Source organism: Promicromonospora sp. NPDC060204 (assembly GCF_042728455.1).
Classification (GTDB): domain Bacteria; phylum Actinomycetota; class Actinomycetes; order Actinomycetales; family Cellulomonadaceae; genus Promicromonospora.
In genome coordinates this window covers 1-16,275 of record NZ_JBHWZO010000033.1, presented here as the reverse complement: position 1 = coordinate 16,275, position 16,275 = coordinate 1, and the positions used below count along the sequence as shown (strand labels likewise).

Below are 16,275 nucleotides of genomic sequence, written 5' to 3'. Positions count from 1 at the left end.
GCTCACAGGTCGCTCCTCTCCGCGCGGATGGCCGCGGCGCGGGCGGCCGAGGCAGCGGCTTGCTTGGCGTCGCGGCCGGTCGGTCGTGCGTGCCGTTCCCGCACCCGCCCCTTGGGCGGTTCCGGCGCGTCGATCCGAACCTGCGTCTCCCGGCGTTCGGCGAACGCCTCCTCGAGGATCCGCCTGGCCTCGTCGGGCTTGTCCTTGGCGAAGGCCCAGGCCCACTTGCGGTACCGGACGGCGACGTCCTGCGCCTCGCCGTCGAGCACCAGGCGGCCGTGGTGCAGCCAGATGGCCCGGGTGCAGGACTCCTCGATGGTCTGCGCCGCGTGGCTCACGAGGAACACCGTGCCCGCCTCCTCGCGGAGCCTGGTCATCCGGGCCTCGCTGCGTTCCTTGAACGCGGCGTCGCCGGTGGCCAGGGCCTCGTCGATGAGCAGGATGTGGGGGCGCGCCGCCGTCGCGATGGCGAAGCGCAGGCGCGCCGCCATGCCCGAGGAGTAGGTGCGCATGGGCAGGTAGATGGACTTGCCCAGGCCGGCCAGCTCGATGACGTCCGGGATCGCGGCCTCGGCCTCGGCCGGGGAGAGCCCCATGGCCAGGCAGCCCAGGCGCACGTTCTCCTCGCCGGGCAGGTCGGGCACCAGGGCGGCGTTCACGCCGATGAGCACGGGCGTGCTCTCGGCGAGCACCTGCCCCTTGGTGGGCTTCTCCAGGCCGGCGATGATCCGCAGCAGCGTGCTCTTGCCGGAGCCGTTCTGCCCCACGAGGCCGATCTGCTCGCCGGAGTTCGCGACGAACGAGATGTCCGTCAGGGCGCGCACCGTCACCTTGGGCTCCTGGCCCAGCACGTTGAGCACCGCGCGCTTCACCTTGGCGCGCCGGCCGTGCGTCGTGTCCGTGGACGGCGTCCGGTAGAACATCCGCAGGCCCTGCACGGCCACCGTGGGCCACAGCACCGGGGTGCTCCCGGACTTCGGCCCGACGGCGGCGAACTGTCCGGTGTGGGGCGGGGCCTGCACCGACATCGGGATGGCGCCGGTGAGCGGCCGCTGTGCCGCCTGGGCGGGCAGCGGCATGGACGCCGGGCCGTTCTGGCCCAGCGGCGGGGGCATGGGGTAGTCGAGGTCAGCGGCCATAGCTCTCCTCCGCCCGCCAGAAGACGACGAACCCGACCACGAGCAGCCCCACGCTCCAGGCGCCGAGCACGGCCCAGCGCATGGGGTCGGGCGTCGTCGCGTACAGGACGCAGTCCCGCACGATGTCGAGCACGATGAACATCGGGTTCGCCTCGAGCCACACCTTCAGGTCGGGGTTGTCGGACAGCAGGTGGTCGAACGAGAAGAACACCGCAGACCCGTAGAGCCAGACCCGCATCACCATGCCGATGAGGTTGGTGATGTCCGGCAGCGCGGCGGCCCACCGGGCCACCAGGAGCGACAGGCCCGTGGTGAACATGACCTGGAGCGCCAGGGCGGCGGGCACCAGCGCGAGGCGCCAGGTGTACTCCTCGGCCGGGGGCGTGAAGTAGATCAGCACGCCGAGCGTGAGCAGCGTCGGGCCCAGGTTGAGCAGGTTGCGCAGCACCACGGAGATCGGCAGCGCCGCGCGCGGGAACGTGAACGCCCGGATCAGGTTCTTGCCCTGCTGCACCGAGCGTGCGCCGCCGTTGATCGACTGGGTGGTGAACTGGAACAGGAACACGCCGATCAGCAGGTACCCGACGAAGTTGTCGATACCCCGCGCGTTCTTCATGAGCAGCCCGAACACGAGGTAGTAGACGCCACCGTCGATCAGCGGGTTCAGCACCAGCCAGGCCTTGCCCAGCAGGCTCTGCCGGGTCCCGCTGGCGACCTTCGCGCGCGCGTCCGCCCACAGGAAGTGCCGGCGGGCCCACAGGAGCCGCACGTACTGCCCCAGCGGCGGTCGCGCTCCCACGCGCGACAGGTTGCCGAGCGTGACCAGCTTCGTCGTCGTCGGTGAGGCGTCGAACAGGGCCGCGTACGACCCGGTCTCGGGACCCGCGCTCATGCCGTCACCCCCAGGCAGTTCCGGTAGACGCCCAGGTAGGTCTCCGCGTTACGCACCCATGTCCTCTCCGTAGCCACCCCGTGGCCCAGCTCCACCAGCTCGGCCCGCCGGCCGGCGTCGTCCAGGAGCGAGCCGACGGCGTCGGCCCAGCCCTCCAGGTCGCCGGCGTCGACGTGCAGTCCCGCACCGCCCACCGCCTCGACGAGCGCGGGCAGCGCGCTCGCCACCACCGGCCGGCCCACCGCCATGGCCTCGACCGGCTTGAGCGGCGTCACCAGGCGCGTCACCTCGTGGTCGCGCCGGGGCACCAGCACGACGTCAAGCGCGGCCAGCCACGTCAGCGCGACGGCGGGCGGCACCCGGCCCGGGAGCACGACGTGGTCGGCCACGCCGAGCTCGCGCGCCAGCCGCGCCAGGCCGGGCCGCGAGACGCCGTCGCCGACCAGCAGGCCCGTCACGTCGTGGCCCCGCGCGCGGAGCGTCGCGACCGTGCGGACCACGGTCTCCAGGCCCTCGTAGTCGACCAGGCTGCTCACGGTCCCGATGGCGGGGCCGGCGGGCAGACCGAGGGCCGCGCGCGCCGCCTCCGGCGTGGGGTGGTGCGCGGTGAGCAGCGCGTCCGGCACCGCGTTCGGCACCACGGTGATGTGCCCGGCGGGCACGCCCCGCGCCACGAGCGCGTCGCGCATCGTGCCGCTGAGCGTCACCACGGCGTCCGCGGCCAGCGCCAGCTCGGTCTCCTTGGCCTGCATCAGTGCCCGACGGCGGGACGCCGCCGCCCGCGCCCGTGCCTCCGGGGTGCCGTGCGCCGCCACCCAGGTCTCCTCGGGCAGGCCACGGACCTCGTAGACCCACGGGATTCCGGCACGCCGCGCCGCGGCCCGGGCGAGCGACCCGACGGCCGACGGCGTGGTGGTGTGCAGCACGTCCGCCCCGACCTCGCGCGCGGCCGCGACCAGCAGGTCCGTCTCCTGCGCGGCGCGGCGGGCGGCGTCGGGCTCGGCGCGTGCCGGGACCAGCCGGCGGTAGGCGACGCCGTCCACGACGTCGGTCCCGCGCGCCGCGAGCGAGCCGATGGTCAGCGGGTAGCCCGGCCGCGTCGTCGCCGATGCCGCGAGCCCGTGGGCCTGCTGCGCCACGAGGATCGCGTGCGAGCGCAGCGTATAGCCGCTCTGGGTGTGCGGCAGGGAGTTGGTCAGGTGGTGCAGCACGGTGACGGGGCGCTCGCCGCGCGCGGTCCCGGCCGTCGAGGGCTCGGCCGCCCGGGGGTCCTCCTGCGGGCCCGGCCGCAGCTCGGCCACCTGCGCGCGCAGCCCGGCGGGCGCGTCCGGCCCGATCGATTCGACGTCGCCCAGCAGCCAGGCCGCGCGGTAGCGCGCGGGTCCCGCCGCGGCGACGCCGTCGACCAGCTCGGGGCGGCCCACCGCCACCGCGACCTCCGCCGCGACCCGGCGGCTGCGGCCCGCGGGGCGTGCCAGCAGCGCCTCCGCCTCGCCGGCGGCACCCGTGACGTCGCCCGCGAGCATGCTCCCGAGGGCGTGCCGCGCGGACGGCGCCGGCGCGAGGCGCAGCGCGCCCACCAGCGGGCGACGCACCCGCTCGGGCGCGCGCCGGGCGGCCTGGACGGCGAGCCACAGCGGGTCCTCGACCACGGTGCGGGCCACGAAGGACGTGGTGAAGCGCAGGTTGCGCGCGAGCTCGCCCGCGCGCCGGAACGGTCGTGCCATCAGAACCGGGCCCCTCGGTCGGCGGGCTCGGGCCGCAACGGGTGGGGGAGCAGCTCGTCGAGCAGCTCCGCGTAGCGGTGGCCCAGCACCTCGTCGCTCGCGTGCTCGGCGACCCACGCGGCGGCGTCGGGCGAGGCGGCGGGCACCACGCCGTCGGACAGCCAGCCGCACCACAGGTCGGCGAGGCCCTCGACGTCGCCGGGGCGCACGACGGCGCCCGCGCCGTTCGCCGAGACGAGGCTGGCCGCCTCGCCCGCGAGGCACGCCGACGCGACGACTCCCGACGCCATGACCTCGTACAGCTTGGACGGGACGGTCCACTCGAACGGGGCCCAGTCCCGCAGGGAGACGACCGTGGTGTCGGCCCAGGCGTACAGCTCGCGCACCTGGGTGGACGGCACGGACGGCTCCACGCGCACGGGGGCGCCGAGCTCGGCGGCCAGCCGGCGCAGCGGCTCCAGCTCATTGCCGTGCCCCACGATCCGCACGTCCAGCGCGTAACCGCGCTCCTGGACCAGGGCGGCGGCGCGGACCGCGACGTCCAGGCCCTGCGATCGGCCGACGGTGCCCGCGTACACGACGCGCAGGGGGCGGTCGCCGAGGACGACGGCCGCGTGCTCCCGGACCGGCTCGAACGCAGTGCCGTTGCGCACCACCGCGACGTTCCGGACACCGCGGGAGCGCAGCACCTCGGCGAACGCGGCGGTCGTGGTGACCACGAGGTCCGCCCGGGCCTGCAGTCGGGTCACGGTGCGGTGCACCACGCGCGCCGCGAGGTCGCGGACCACGCGGCGCAGGTCGCCCGTCCGGCCCCGGCGCAGCAGGATGCCGCTGGGCTCGATCAGGTCGGGCCAGGCGTCGCGCATCTCCACGACCAGGCGGGCCCGGTGCCAGCGGGCGAGGGCCCAGCCGGCCACGACGCTCGGGATGCCCGGGACGGTGGCGATCACGACGGCGGGCCGGCCCGCGGACGGGCGCACCCCGCGCAGCACCGAGCTGACGGCGGCGACGACCTGGTCCATGACGCGCGAACCGAGCCCGTGGGAATGCTCGCGGAAATTCACCCGGATGATCTTCTCGCCATGGGTACCGGTGGTTACCGAACCAGGCAGGAAAGCGGGTGAATTATGGGTGATCTTTCCCGAGGGGTAGTGGGGTGGGGGCGTCAGTACCGTGACCGGATAACCCGCCGGGACCAGGTGCCCGGCGAGGGCGCCCCAGCGCCTCTGGGGGGCTCCCGACTCGGGTGCGTAGTGGTGTGTGACGAGGAGAATCGCGCGGTTCTGCGGGCGTCGGGCGCGTGCGACCACGCGGGCTCTCCTCTCTGTTCGGCGGCTCGCCGGGGTTTATCGAAATTCACCCGCAAGCGCTTTCTCAGGTTGCGGGGCACGCATAAGAGTAGTAGCCGAATTCGCGACTAAGATCATCGGCCATGGCCGCACCCGATCGAATGAACGACTTTCTCTCCGCACCGAACCCCGTGGACGGGGGTCTGCGTCACGCGCGGCGCAGCCGGCGGGGCAAGGGTTTCGTGGCCGGGATCGTCGTCGGCGCCCTGCTGCTGGTGGGCGGCGGCGCGACCGCAGCCTGGTTCGGCTACCGCGCCTCGCTCGACGGCAACGTGGAGCGGCTCGACGCGTTCGAGGGCCTCGACGAGTCGACGCGTCCCAGCGCCGCGCCCGCGGAGGGGCCCACCGGCCCCGTGAACATCCTGGTGCTCGGCTCCGACAGCCGGATCTCCGCCGGCGACCCCTCCGCCTGGGAGGCCGGCGCCCAGCGCACCGACGCGATCATGCTCGTGCACCTGTCGGCCGACCGGCAGAGCGCCGCGGCCATCTCCATCCCGCGTGACTCCTGGGTGCCCATCCCGGGCTACGGCGAGGCCAAGATCAACGCCGCGTTCTCCTACGGCGGCCCGAGCCTGATGATCCAGACCGTCGAGGACCTCACGGGCGTGCGCATCGACCACTTCGCGGTGACCGACTTCGAGTCCTTCACCACGCTGACCGACTCCCTGGACGGCGTCGAGATCACGGTGCCCGACGGCGCGGGCGGCTCGGTCCGTCAGGCCATGACGGGCGAGGAGGCGCTCGCCTTCGCCCGCGAGCGGCACGCCCTGGCCAACGGCGACTTCGGCCGGGTGCAGCGGCAGCAGGCCTGGATGCGGGCCATCGTGGCCAAGGCCAACAACAACCGGAGCGACCCGCTGAAGATGGCCTCGTTCCTCGGGGCCGTCACCAGCTCCGTGGCCGTGGACGAGGGGTTCACCTTCGACCGGATGCAGGAGCTGTTCAACAGCGCGAAGGACATCTCGACGAACGACATCACGTTCATGACCGCCCCCTACTCGGGGACGGGGCGCAGCGCCGACGGGCAGTCGATCGTGGTGCTCGACCGCGCCTCGTTCGACCCGCTCATGAAGGCCGTGGCCGCGGACGAGCTGCCGGACTTCATGGCCGCCAACGCGGGCAGCATGGACGTGCTGCCCGCCGTCGTGAAGTAGGGCGGTCTACGGGCCCGTCAGAGGCCCAGGATCGAGCGGAGGTCCGCCTGCACCAGGGCAAGGCGCCGGCGGGCCGCCACACGTGCCGTGGACAGCTCCTCGGCGGACGCCGCGGGGTCGATCGGCGCCACCACCTCGATGTAGCACTTGATCTTGGGCTCGGTGCCGCTGGGGCGCACGATCACCCGGGTGTCGTCGACGGTCAGCAGCACCACGCCGTCCGTCGGCGGCAGGCCGTTCAGGCCCTCCGCGAGGTCCCGGGCGGAGTTCACGGGCGAGCCCGCCAGCTCCGACGGCGGCGCGTTCCGCAGCCACGTCATGGTCGTCTCGATCCGGGCGAGGTCCTCGAACCGCGCCGACACCTGTCCGGTCACGTGCAGCCCGCAGGCGCGCGCGACGTCGTCGAGCTGGTCCAGGAGCGTGCGGCCCTCGTTCGCCAGCCGGTTGGCCAGCTGGGCGACGGCGACCGCCGCGGACAGCCCGTCCTTGTCCCGCACGTGCACGGGGTCGACGCAGTAGCCCAGCGCCTCCTCGTACCCGAACACGAGGCCCGGGCTGCGCGAGATCCACTTGAACCCGGTGAGCGTCGTGGCGTGCTGCAGGCCGTGGTGGTTCGAGATGGCGGCCAGCGCGCGCGACGACACGATCGAGCAGGCCAGCGTGCCGCCGGTGCCGGCGCGCACGGCGCGTTCGGCCGCGTCCCAGCCCAGCAGCATGCCGACCTCGTCGCCGTGCAGCATGCGCCAGCCCTGCGACCCTGCCGTCTCGGCGCCCTGGTAGGTGCCGTACTGCGGGTCGAACACGGCGACGGCGCAGCGGTCGGCGTCCGGGTCGTTGGCGATGACGAGGTTCGCGTGGGCGTCCTGCGCCAGGGCCAGCGCCATGTCGATCGCGCCCGGCTCCTCCGGGTTGGGGAAGGCGACCGTGGGGAAGTCCGGGTCGGGCGCGACCTGCTCCTCCACCGGCACGACGTCGTCGAAGCCCGCCTCCGCGAGCACGCGGGCGATCGCGGCGCCGCCCACGCCGTGCAGCGAGGTGGTGACGATGCGGAGCTTGGTGCGCGGCTCGCCGTCGTGCAGCGTGGCCACCGCCCGGTGGTAGTCGTCGGTGATCTCCGGGCCGAGCACGGTCCAGCCGGACCCTGCGCGCGGCACGTCCTTGGCGGCGCCCACGCGGGCGATCTCGCCCGCGATCCGGGCGTCGTACGGCGGGACGATCTGGGCGCCCTGCCCGGGCCCCGCGACGACCCGTCCGCCCAGGTAGACCTTGTAGCCGTTGTCGGCGGCGGGGTTGTGGCTCGCGGTGACCATGACGCCTGCGTCGGCCGCCAGGTGGCGGACGGCGAACGCGAGCACCGGGGTGGGCCCGGGCGCCGGCATGAGCAGCACCTCTGCCCCGGCCGCGACCAGCACGGCCGCGGTGTCGCGGGCGAAGTCGGCGGAGCGGTAGCGGGCGTCGTAGCCCACCACGACGCGCGGCGGCACGCCGGCCGCCTCCGCCCGGAGGAACGCGCCGAGCCCCGCCGCGGCGGCGATCACCACGGCGCGGTTCATGCGGTTCGGCCCGGCGGCCATCGCGCCGCGCAGGCCCGCCGTCCCGAACTGGAGGGGGCCGGAGAACCGGTCGGCGAGCTCGGCGACGGCCAGGTGGCCCATGTTCTCGTCGCCGGTCCGGGCGACGAGGGCACGCAGCTCCTCGACGTCGGACTCGTCGACGTCGGCGGCCATCCAGGCCTCGGCGCGCGCGACGAGATCGGGGGCCGAGGGGGCCCCGGTGGCGGTCGGCAGGTCGGTGGCCACGGGCGTCAGATCTGCTTGATCACTCGGGCGAGCAGGTCGCTGATGCGCGGCCCTGCCTCCTTGCCCGCCTCCAGCACCTCCTCGTGCGAGAGCGGGTGGGGGCTGATCCCCGCGGCCAGGTTGGTGGCCAGGGAGATGCCGAGCACGTCCATCCGGCAGTGCCGGGCGGCGATGGCCTCCAGCGCCGTGGACATGCCGACCAGGTCGGCGCCCATCAGGGAGGCCATCTTCACCTCGGCCGGCGTCTCGTACTGCGGGCCGTGGAACTGCGCGTACACGCCCTCGGGCAGGTCCGGGTCGACCGTCCGGGCGACGTCGCGCAGGCGCGGCGTGTACACGTCCGTCATGTCGGCGAACTTGGCGCCCTCCAGCGGCGTCTGCCCCGTGAGGTTCAGGTGGTCCTTGATCAGGACCGGCTGGCCGGGACGCCAGCCGATGTGCACGCTGCCGCAGCCGTTGGTGAGGATGACCGTCTCGCAGCCGGCGGCCGCGGCGGTGCGGACGCCGTGCACCACGCGGCGCGGGCCGAGGCCCTCGTAGAGGTGCGTGCGCGAGCCGAGCACGAGGGCGTGCCGGACGGCGCCGTCGGGCCGCTCGACACGGATCGAACGCGTGGTGGACCGGTGGCCCTGGACCGCGGGGTGCACGAAGCCGGGGATCTCCGCGGTGGGGATCTCCGCGACGACGTCGCCGATCAGCTCGGCCGCACCGCCCCACCCGGACCCGAGCACGACGGCGATGTCGTGTCCCGGCACTCCGGTCTTGGCCGCGATGTACTCGGCGGCCGCGGCAGCGACGTCGAACGGGTCGGTCGTGGGGTCGTCCAGATCTGGCTCCGTACTCATGGTCCGAGGTTATCGCCACTTTCCCCCCGGCACGCGCCCACGGGGCCGGCGGATCCGGGGTACCTCCCGGCGATGCGAGAATGGACCCCGTGACCCCCCTCGATCCCGCAGCTGTCCCGCACCGTGTCGTCGTCGTGGGAGGTGGCCCGGGTGGTTACGAGGCGGCGCTCGTGGCCCGCAGCCTGGGCGCTCAGGTCACGGTCGTGGAGCAGCAGGGTCTGGGCGGCGCGGCGGTCCTGACCGACGTCGTCCCCTCGAAGACGCTCATCGCGACCGCCGAGTGGATGACCATCGCCGACCGGGCCCCCGAGCTCGGCATCCGCATGCCCGACGACGTCGTGGACCCGCTGTCCGACGTCGACGTCTCGCTGGCCACCGGCGGCATCCCCGTCGTCTCCGCGTACGCCGCCCCCGCGCTGAGCGGGGCGGGCGTGCAGGCGGCGGCGTCCGCGGCCGCGACCGCGGAGAAGCGCAAGCACTTCGTGGACCTGCAGGCCGTGAACAAGCGCGTGCTCGCGCTGGCGCGGGCGCAGAGCGCCGACATCCGCGGCCGCCTGGAGCGCGAGGGCATCCGGATCGTCGCGGGCAAGGGGCGGCTGGACGGCCCGGCGCGCGTGGTCGCCGAGCTCGCGGACGGCGCCACCGAGGTGCTGGAGGCCGACTCCGTGCTCCTCGCGCTCGGCGCCACCCCGCGCACGCTGCCCACCGCGGTGCCGGACGGCGAGCGCATCCTCACGTGGACGCAGATGTACAACCTGCGCGAGCTCCCCGAGCGGCTGATCGTGGTCGGCTCGGGCGTCACGGGCGCCGAGTTCGCGGGCGCGTACAACGCGCTGGGCTCGGACGTGGTGCTCGTCTCCAGCCGCGACCGGGTGCTGCCGGGCGAGGACGAGGACGCCGCCGAGCTGCTGGAGGGCGTGTTCCGCTCCCGCGGCATGACGGTGCTGTCGCGCTCGCGCGCGGCGTCCGCGGTGCGTACCGACGACGGCGTCGAGGTGACGCTGTCCGACGGGCGCGTGGTGCACGGCTCGCACGTGCTCGTCGCGGTCGGCGGCGTGCCGGCGACGTCGGGCATCGGGCTGGAGGAGGCGGGCGTGCGGCTCTCGGACGGCGGCCACGTCGTGGTCGACCGGGTCTCGCGGACCTCGGTGCGCGGCGTGTACGCGTCCGGCGACTGCACCGGCGTGCTCCCGCTCGCCTCGGTGGCCGCCATGCAGGGCCGCATCGCGATGGCGCACGCCCTGGGCGACGCCGTCCAGCCGCTGGCGCTGCGCACGGTCGCGTCCAACATCTTCACGGCCCCCGAGATCGCGACCGTGGGCTACAGCGAGGAGAAGCTGCGCGCGCAGAACTCCCGCTACATCACCACCACGCTGCCGCTCGCGCGCAACCCGCGCGCCAAGATGCTCGGCGTCAAGGACGGGTTCGTGAAGCTGTTCGCGCACCCCGAGGCCGGCGTGGTGCTCGGCGGCGTGGTCGTGGCGCCGAGGGCGTCCGAGCTGATCTTCCCGATCACGCTGGCGGTGCAGCACCGGCTCACGGTGGACAACGTGGCCTCCGCGTTCACGATCTACCCGTCGCTGTCGGGGTCCATCGCGGAGGGTGCGCGGGTGCTGGACGCGCGGGTCGGCAAGTAGGAGTAGGCCCGGGGCCCTACGCGATCGAAGCGTCCAGGACGATCTGGCCGCCCTCGACCTTCGCCCCCGTGACGGTGACGCCCGGGAACTTGGCCTCCAGCAGGCGCTCGACGTCGACGGCGATCCGCGCGTCCGGCTGGACGTCCACGACACCCGGCGGCAGGCCCTGCTTGGCGACCTCCTGCTCGATCGGCGCCGCGGCCAGGCTGAGCAGCCGGTGCGCCGGGAGACCCGCCGCGTTCACCTCGACGGCGAGCGTGGCGACCCCGCGCTCGAACGAGGCGAGCTTGACGTCGCCCCGCACGATCGGCGCGATCTTGACGGCCAGCTTGAGCGGGCCGGGCAGCGTCTCGAGACGGCGCAGGTCCGCGACCACACGAATCACGTCGCCGTCTCCGACGACGGAGCTGATGACGGGCGGAGCCTGCTTGGCGATCCTCGCCAGGCCGAGCGCCTCTTCGGGAGCGATCCTGATATGCACGATTCGACCCTAACCCAGCAACGCGAGCAGGCGAGGCAGAGCGTGACCGAACGCGGGCAGCAGGTTCAGCCCGTCGAGCTCGTCCAGGCCGACCCAGCGCACCTCCAGGCTCTCGGGATCGGCGGCGCGCGGCTCGACGGCATGGCCGGGAGCGACGTCGGCCACGACCGTCGTGTACGTCCAGGCCGGGTGCTCCAGCACGTGCGTGCCCACCACGTGCACCGCGGCGGGTTCGATCGCCGCCTCCTCGGCGGCCTCGCGCAGGGCGCCGTCCTCCGGCTTCTCGTCCGGGGCGAGGGCGCCGCCGGGGATGCCCCAGGTGCCGCCCATGTGGGACCACAGGGCGCGGTGCTGGAGCACCATGGCGGACGGCGCCCCCGTGACGTCCCGGCGCACGAGGAACAGCCCCGCCGCGCCGAACAGGCCCCAGTGCCGGTGGTCCCCGCAGGTCACCCAACCGTCGCCGTCGTGCCGGTGGAGGTCTGCGGGAGGCACTGTCGGGTTCGGCACGGCGTCAGTCTCTCAGGTCCGGACGCGGGCTGTCAGTGACCGGCGTGGTCAGTCCTCTGCGGGGACACCCTCGACGACGACCTTGCCGCCCTCGAACCGGAAGCCCGTCACCTCGGTGAACTGGCCGCGCATCAGCGCGAGCAGGTCGAGCGAGACCGTGCCGTCCTTGCGGAGCTGCACGGCGTTCTCGGGCAGGCCGCTCTTGCGCGCCATCTTCTCGATGGTGCCGGAGGCGAGCGGGAGCAGCTTGGTGGCGGGCAGGCCGGCGGCGTCGGCCTCGACCTTGAGCACCGCGATGTTCTGCCACACCGACGTGATCTGCGCCGACGCGTGCATGACCGGGACGGCCTTGGCCGCGATCTTGACGGGCAGCGGGGCATACGTCAGGCGGCGCAGGTCCGCGGTGACGGCGATGACGCCGTCCTCGCAGGTCAGCTCGCTGACGAACGATGGAAGGGACTTCCGGGGGCGGACGAGGGCGATGGCCTCTTCGGGGCTGAGAACTACGACGCGTGTCACGTCGCAGAACCTAGCCGATCAGACGAGGCCTGATGGGCACGGGTGGCGCCTATCAGGCCTCGTAGGGCACTTTTCACCCCGTTTGATGCCGGAAATCACCCGATGAGTTCCGGTGACAGCCCAGGTCAGTCGACGATCTCGCACAGCGGGGCGCCCGCCGTCACGCCCGCCCCCGTCGTCGCCGACAGGGAGCGGACCGTCCCCGCGCGGTGAGCCAGGATCGGCTGCTCCATCTTCATGGCCTCCAGCACGACGATCAGGTCGCCCTCGGCCACCTGCGCGCCGTCCTCGACCGCGACCTTGACGATGGTGCCCTGCATGGGCGAGGCCAGCGTGTTGCCCGTCGAGGCGCTCGACGCCTTGCCACCACCGGCGCGTCGCGCGGGGCGCCGGGCGGCGTTGGCGGTGCGTGCGCGACCTGCGGCCACACCGAGGCCCGCGGGCAGCACGACCTCCAGGCGGCGTCCGCCCACCTCGACGACGACGCGCTCGGCCGTGACCTCCTCGACCTCGTCCTCGGGGGCCGGCGCGGGCGCCGGGGCGAGGGCCTTGAGCTCGTCGGCGAACTCGGTCTCGATCCAGCGCGTGTGCACGCGGAACGGCTTGCCGTCAGTCGGGACGAACGCCTCGGCGTCGAGCACCGCCTTGTGGAACGGGACCACCGTGGGGATGCCCTCGACGACGAGCTCGCGCAGGGCGCGGCGGGCCCGCTCGACCGCCTGGGTGCGCGTGGCGCCCGTGACGATGAGCTTGGCGATCATGGAGTCGAAGGCGCCGGAGACGGTGTCGCCCGCGACGACACCCGTGTCGACGCGCACACCCGGGCCCGACGGCCACGTGATCGTGTTCAGGCGGCCCGGCGCCGGCAGGAAGCCAGCCGCCGGGTCCTCGCCGTTGATGCGGAACTCGAGGGAGTGCCCGCGGATCGCGGGGGAGTCGTAGCCGAGCGGCTCGCCGGCGGCGATGCGCAGCTGCTCGCGGACCAGGTCGATCCCCGTGACCTCCTCGGTCACCGGGTGCTCGACCTGGAGGCGGGTGTTCACCTCGAGGAAGGAGATGGTGCCGTCGAGGCCCACCAGGAACTCACAGGTGCCGGCACCGACGTACCCGGCCTCGCGCAGGATGGCCTCGGAGGCCATGTACAGGGACTTCTCCTGCTCCGGCGTGAGGAACGGCGCGGGCGCCTCCTCGACCAGCTTCTGGTGGCGGCGCTGCAGGGAGCAGTCGCGCGTGGACACCACGACGACGTTGCCGTGGGTGTCCGCGAGGCACTGGGTCTCCACGTGGCGCGGCTTGTCCAGGTAGCGCTCCACGAAGCACTCGCCGCGACCGAACGCCGCCGTCGCCTCGCGGACCGCCGAGTCGAAGAGCTCGTCGATCTCGTCGAAGGTGCGCGCGACCTTCAGGCCGCGGCCGCCGCCGCCGAACGCCGCCTTGATGGCGATGGGCAGGCCGAACTCCTCGGCGAAGGCCCGCACCTCGCTGCTGTCCTTGACCGGGTCGGCCGTGCCGGGCACCAGCGGGGCGCCGGCGCGCTGCGCGATGTGCCGCGCGCTCACCTTGTCGCCCAGCGCGTCGATGGCCGACGGCGGCGGGCCGATCCAGACGAGCCCGGCGTCGAGGACGGCCTGGGCGAACGCCGCGTTCTCCGACAGGAAGCCGTAGCCCGGGTGCACGGCGTCGGCGCCGGACCGGCGGGCGACGTCGAGCAGCTTGGCGGGGTCGAGGTAGGTGTCGGCGGCGCGGGCGCCGCCGAGGGCGAACGCCTCGTCGGCGATCCGCACGTGCATGGCCTCGCGGTCCTGGTCGGCGTAGACGGCGACGGACGCCAGCCCCGCATCGGCGCATCCGCGGGCCACGCGGACGGCGATCTCACCACGGTTGGCGATGAGCACCTTCGAGATGGTTCGGGGCAGGCTGGAACTAGGCACGGCTCACCGTAACCCGGGTATCCAGGACCTATGTACCGGCTCCGGGCACCGGGGAGAAAGTCTGGAGCCCAGACCAACCCCGGAGCGGGCCGTTTGTGGGGTTCAGACATGGCGTCGGCACTGTGCAGTCCACTGAGCCGCCCGGGCTTGTGGGTATCAGGTAAACGCCGCCGCCCGATGGGGTCCGGGGGCGGCGACCGCGGGGGTAGTTGCGGAATGAGCGCCCGGAGTGCAACCCGGCCCGCGTTTATCTGCGGGGGTGGGAAGTCAGCATCGACCCGGCGGGCGTTGGCGGGGTCGAGAGAGGGGGTTGAGTGCGACCACAGGGGGTCGTTTCGGGTGGTTGTGCACAGGGCGGCTCAGGCGGCACCCGTGGGGCCGTCGGCCGGTGTGGGATCGGCATCATGCGACCACCACGGAAGATCCCGCTGCGTCTGCTGTCGGACGCCGTCACGCAGGAGGGGCTGGTGAACAAAGCCCAGTGCGACGCCGCAGGGCTGGACAAGTACGCCGTCGGACGACTGGTCAAGGCTGGCACCTGGTCCCGCGTCACCCGGTGCGTCTACGACACGGACCCTGACCCCGTCGAGCGGCGTCGGCGGGACGACTACTTCGAGCACGTCCGCCGGCGTGCCGCATGGGCCGGGATGCTCGCTGTCCCGGACGGGATCGCTGTCGGGGCCTGTGCGCTCGCGCTCCACCGGGTGGCCGGCCTGCCTGCGCGGCTCGTGCCGGAGGTGGCACGGCCCGACGGCGAGGCAGCGAGGCTCGGGTCCGAGGTCGTCCTCCGCCGATACCGCTCTTTCCCGACGGTGCGGTACCGGGGCAGGCGGATCGCGGCCCTGGTCCCAGCGCTCGCGCAGGCGCTCCCGGGTCTGTCACGGGACGAGGGCGTGGCGGTGCTCGGCAGTGTGCTGCACCAGGGCTTCCTCGATGTGTCGGCGCTCGACCAGGTGCGCGACATGGTGCGGCACCGGCGCGGCTCGGTGCAGGCCCTCGGCTGGTTTCCCCTGGCGTCGGCCCTGGACGCATCACCCGCCGAGACGGCTGCGCGGCTCTCGTGCCTGGACCACGGCGTCCCGCCCGACGGTCAGCAGGTGACCTTCACTCTTGCCGGCGTCTTTCTGGCCCGGGTCGATCTGGTCTGGCGGCTGCCGGGCGGGCGGTACCTGGTCGTCGAGATCGACGGGCGTGCGTTCCACTCGGGCCGGTCGATGCTTGCCGACGACTCCGTGCGGCAGAACGGCCTGGTCGGCACGGACCGTCTGGTCGTGCTCCGCTACCCGGCAGCCGAGGCGCTGGGAGCCGAGGGCATCGGTCCGGACGTCGCCACCCGCCTGACCGCCCTGCACTGGACCCCCGCGACCCGGCTGCGGGGCCCGGTCGAGCTCGGCAGGTGAACGCGGGGGCAGTGGCGGAATGAGTACTCAGAGTGCAACCCGCTCCGCGCTCACCTGCGGTTACGCGTTCCGGAGGGCGCGCCAGGGGATGTTCAGGTCAGTCAGGAGCTCGCGGAGGAGGGGGAGGCTGATGCCGACCACGCCGTGGTGGTCACCCTCGATGCGCTCGACGTACGGGCCGCCGAGGCCGTCGATGGTGAACGCTCCGGCCACGTGCAGCGGCTCGTCGGTGGCCACGTAGGCGTCGATCTCGTCGTCGTCGATGTCGGCGAACCAGACCGTGGTCGAGCTCGTCGAGCCGAGGGTGCCGCCGGTGCCGCCCGCGGCGTCGTCGCGCAGGTCGACCACCCAGTGGCCCGTGTGCAGCACGCCCTTGGTGCCGCGCATGGCGCGCCAGCGCTCGCGCGCGGTGGCGGCGTCCGCGGGCTTGCCCACGATGGTGCCGTCGATCTCCAGCATGGAGTCGCAGCCGACGACGATCACGTCGGCGGGCGCTGCGGCGTGGGAGCCGGCCTCGGCAGCGGCAGAGCCGGCCTCGGCGGGAGCGCCGTCGGCCGGGGCCTCGGCGTCGGCCCAGGACTCCTCCAGCCGGGACGCCACCTCCTCGGCCTTGGCCTGGGCCAGGACGAGCACGGCGTCGGCGGGATCGAGCTCGCCGAACCGTTCCGTGGCGTCGGCGAGGACCTTGTCCTCGTCCACGCCGGACACGACGACTTCCGGCGTGACTCCGGCGGACTTCAGCGTCGCGAGTCGGGCGGGGGACTGGGAGGCGAGGACCAGGCGTGGCACGCGCGCCACAGTAACGAGAATGCGGCCGGACGAAACAGCAAATACGAGATCTGTCGAAAGTGACCCCGGTCACGTGTCAGACGTGCAGGTCCCCCGAGGGGCC

General features: G+C 73.6%; 14 protein-coding genes. 3 read left to right on the top strand and 11 right to left on the bottom strand.

What is annotated here, in order from left to right:
- Positions 1-2: 2 nt before the first annotated feature.
- The 4 genes from ACFWEJ_RS06815 to ACFWEJ_RS06800 are packed head-to-tail and all read right to left on the bottom strand — an operon-like array spanning position 3 to position 5,068.
- On the bottom strand, positions 3-1,139 hold the full coding sequence (locus ACFWEJ_RS06815) for an ABC transporter ATP-binding protein (RefSeq protein ID WP_377228440.1): 1,137 nt from the start codon (positions 1,137-1,139) through the stop codon (positions 3-5).
- The gene (locus tag ACFWEJ_RS06810) at positions 1,129-2,031 is read right to left on the bottom strand and encodes an ABC transporter permease (protein ID WP_377228439.1); all 903 of its coding nucleotides are present in this window, start codon (positions 2,029-2,031) and stop codon (positions 1,129-1,131) included. The genes ACFWEJ_RS06815 and ACFWEJ_RS06810 overlap by 11 nt, the downstream gene beginning before the upstream one ends.
- Entirely contained in the window at positions 2,028-3,758 is a 1,731-nt protein-coding gene (locus ACFWEJ_RS06805; protein ID WP_377228438.1) for a glycosyltransferase, read from the bottom strand. Before ACFWEJ_RS06805 ends, ACFWEJ_RS06810 begins: the two co-directional genes overlap by 4 nt.
- Positions 3,758-5,068 carry a glycosyltransferase family 4 protein gene (locus tag ACFWEJ_RS06800; protein ID WP_377228437.1) on the bottom strand — a complete coding sequence of 437 codons (1,311 nt, stop codon included), beginning with the start codon at positions 5,066-5,068 and terminating at the stop codon, positions 3,758-3,760. The genes ACFWEJ_RS06805 and ACFWEJ_RS06800 overlap by 1 nt, the downstream gene beginning before the upstream one ends.
- 122 nt (positions 5,069-5,190) lie before the next feature.
- Here ACFWEJ_RS06800 and ACFWEJ_RS06795 point away from each other — a divergent pair, with 122 nt between their 5' ends.
- A complete protein-coding gene (locus ACFWEJ_RS06795) occupies positions 5,191-6,261 on the top strand; it encodes an LCP family protein (RefSeq protein WP_377228436.1) in 1,071 nt (356 codons plus the stop codon).
- Positions 6,262-6,278: 17 nt separating this feature from the next.
- Here the strand turns inward: ACFWEJ_RS06795 and ACFWEJ_RS06790 are convergent, their stop codons facing one another.
- Positions 6,279-7,988, bottom strand: a complete 1,710-nt coding sequence (locus tag ACFWEJ_RS06790; protein WP_377228451.1) for a phospho-sugar mutase — start codon at positions 7,986-7,988, stop codon at positions 6,279-6,281.
- Between the two features lie 77 nt (positions 7,989-8,065).
- The gene (locus ACFWEJ_RS06785) at positions 8,066-8,905 is read right to left on the bottom strand and encodes a purine-nucleoside phosphorylase (protein WP_285102795.1); all 840 of its coding nucleotides are present in this window, start codon (positions 8,903-8,905) and stop codon (positions 8,066-8,068) included.
- Between the two features lie 80 nt (positions 8,906-8,985).
- Between ACFWEJ_RS06785 and ACFWEJ_RS06780 the strand changes: the two genes are divergently transcribed.
- Complete coding sequence (locus ACFWEJ_RS06780) at positions 8,986-10,542, top strand: NAD(P)H-quinone dehydrogenase (RefSeq protein ID WP_377228435.1); 1,557 nt, start codon at positions 8,986-8,988, stop codon at positions 10,540-10,542.
- Between the two features lie 16 nt (positions 10,543-10,558).
- Here ACFWEJ_RS06780 and ACFWEJ_RS06775 read toward each other — a convergent pair whose 3' ends face one another.
- The 4 genes from ACFWEJ_RS06775 to ACFWEJ_RS06760 all read right to left on the bottom strand — a co-directional run bounded on the left by ACFWEJ_RS06775 (position 10,559) and on the right by ACFWEJ_RS06760 (position 13,983).
- Positions 10,559-11,023 carry a hypothetical protein gene (locus ACFWEJ_RS06775; protein WP_377228434.1) on the bottom strand — a complete coding sequence of 155 codons (465 nt, stop codon included), beginning with the start codon at positions 11,021-11,023 and terminating at the stop codon, positions 10,559-10,561.
- A gap of 9 nt (positions 11,024-11,032) precedes the next feature.
- Positions 11,033-11,533 (bottom strand): NUDIX domain-containing protein, encoded by a 501-nt coding sequence (locus tag ACFWEJ_RS06770; protein WP_377228433.1) that lies wholly within the window; start codon positions 11,531-11,533, stop codon positions 11,033-11,035.
- Positions 11,534-11,581: 48 nt separating this feature from the next.
- Entirely contained in the window at positions 11,582-12,052 is a 471-nt protein-coding gene (locus ACFWEJ_RS06765; protein WP_377228432.1) for a hypothetical protein, read from the bottom strand.
- Between the two features lie 125 nt (positions 12,053-12,177).
- Positions 12,178-13,983, bottom strand: a complete 1,806-nt coding sequence (locus tag ACFWEJ_RS06760) for an acetyl/propionyl/methylcrotonyl-CoA carboxylase subunit alpha (protein ID WP_377228431.1) — start codon at positions 13,981-13,983, stop codon at positions 12,178-12,180.
- A 404-nt stretch (positions 13,984-14,387) separates the two neighbouring features.
- Between ACFWEJ_RS06760 and ACFWEJ_RS06755 the strand changes: the two genes are divergently transcribed.
- Complete coding sequence (locus ACFWEJ_RS06755) at positions 14,388-15,383, top strand: hypothetical protein (RefSeq protein ID WP_377228430.1); 996 nt, start codon at positions 14,388-14,390, stop codon at positions 15,381-15,383.
- A gap of 60 nt (positions 15,384-15,443) precedes the next feature.
- Here ACFWEJ_RS06755 and ACFWEJ_RS06750 read toward each other — a convergent pair whose 3' ends face one another.
- Entirely contained in the window at positions 15,444-16,172 is a 729-nt protein-coding gene (locus ACFWEJ_RS06750) for a Maf family protein (protein WP_377228429.1), read from the bottom strand.
- Positions 16,173-16,275: the final 103 nt, after the last annotated feature.

What these genes read in the sequence shown, in the direction of transcription:
- ACFWEJ_RS06790 (WP_377228451.1), bottom strand. Translation starts at nt 7,988, where the DNA reads ATGGCCGCCGACGTCGACGAGTCCGACGTCGAGGAGCTGCGTGCCCTC.
- ACFWEJ_RS06755 (WP_377228430.1), top strand. Translation starts at nt 14,388, where the DNA reads ATGCGACCACCACGGAAGATCCCGCTGCGTCTGCTGTCGGACGCCGTC.
- ACFWEJ_RS06795 (WP_377228436.1), top strand. Translation starts at nt 5,191, where the DNA reads ATGGCCGCACCCGATCGAATGAACGACTTTCTCTCCGCACCGAACCCC.
- ACFWEJ_RS06805 (WP_377228438.1), bottom strand. Translation starts at nt 3,758, where the DNA reads ATGGCACGACCGTTCCGGCGCGCGGGCGAGCTCGCGCGCAACCTGCGC.
- ACFWEJ_RS06780 (WP_377228435.1), top strand. Translation starts at nt 8,986, where the DNA reads ATGGACCCCGTGACCCCCCTCGATCCCGCAGCTGTCCCGCACCGTGTC.
- ACFWEJ_RS06815 (WP_377228440.1), bottom strand. Translation starts at nt 1,139, where the DNA reads ATGGCCGCTGACCTCGACTACCCCATGCCCCCGCCGCTGGGCCAGAAC.
- ACFWEJ_RS06810 (WP_377228439.1), bottom strand. Translation starts at nt 2,031, where the DNA reads ATGAGCGCGGGTCCCGAGACCGGGTCGTACGCGGCCCTGTTCGACGCC.
- ACFWEJ_RS06785 (WP_285102795.1), bottom strand. Translation starts at nt 8,905, where the DNA reads ATGAGTACGGAGCCAGATCTGGACGACCCCACGACCGACCCGTTCGAC.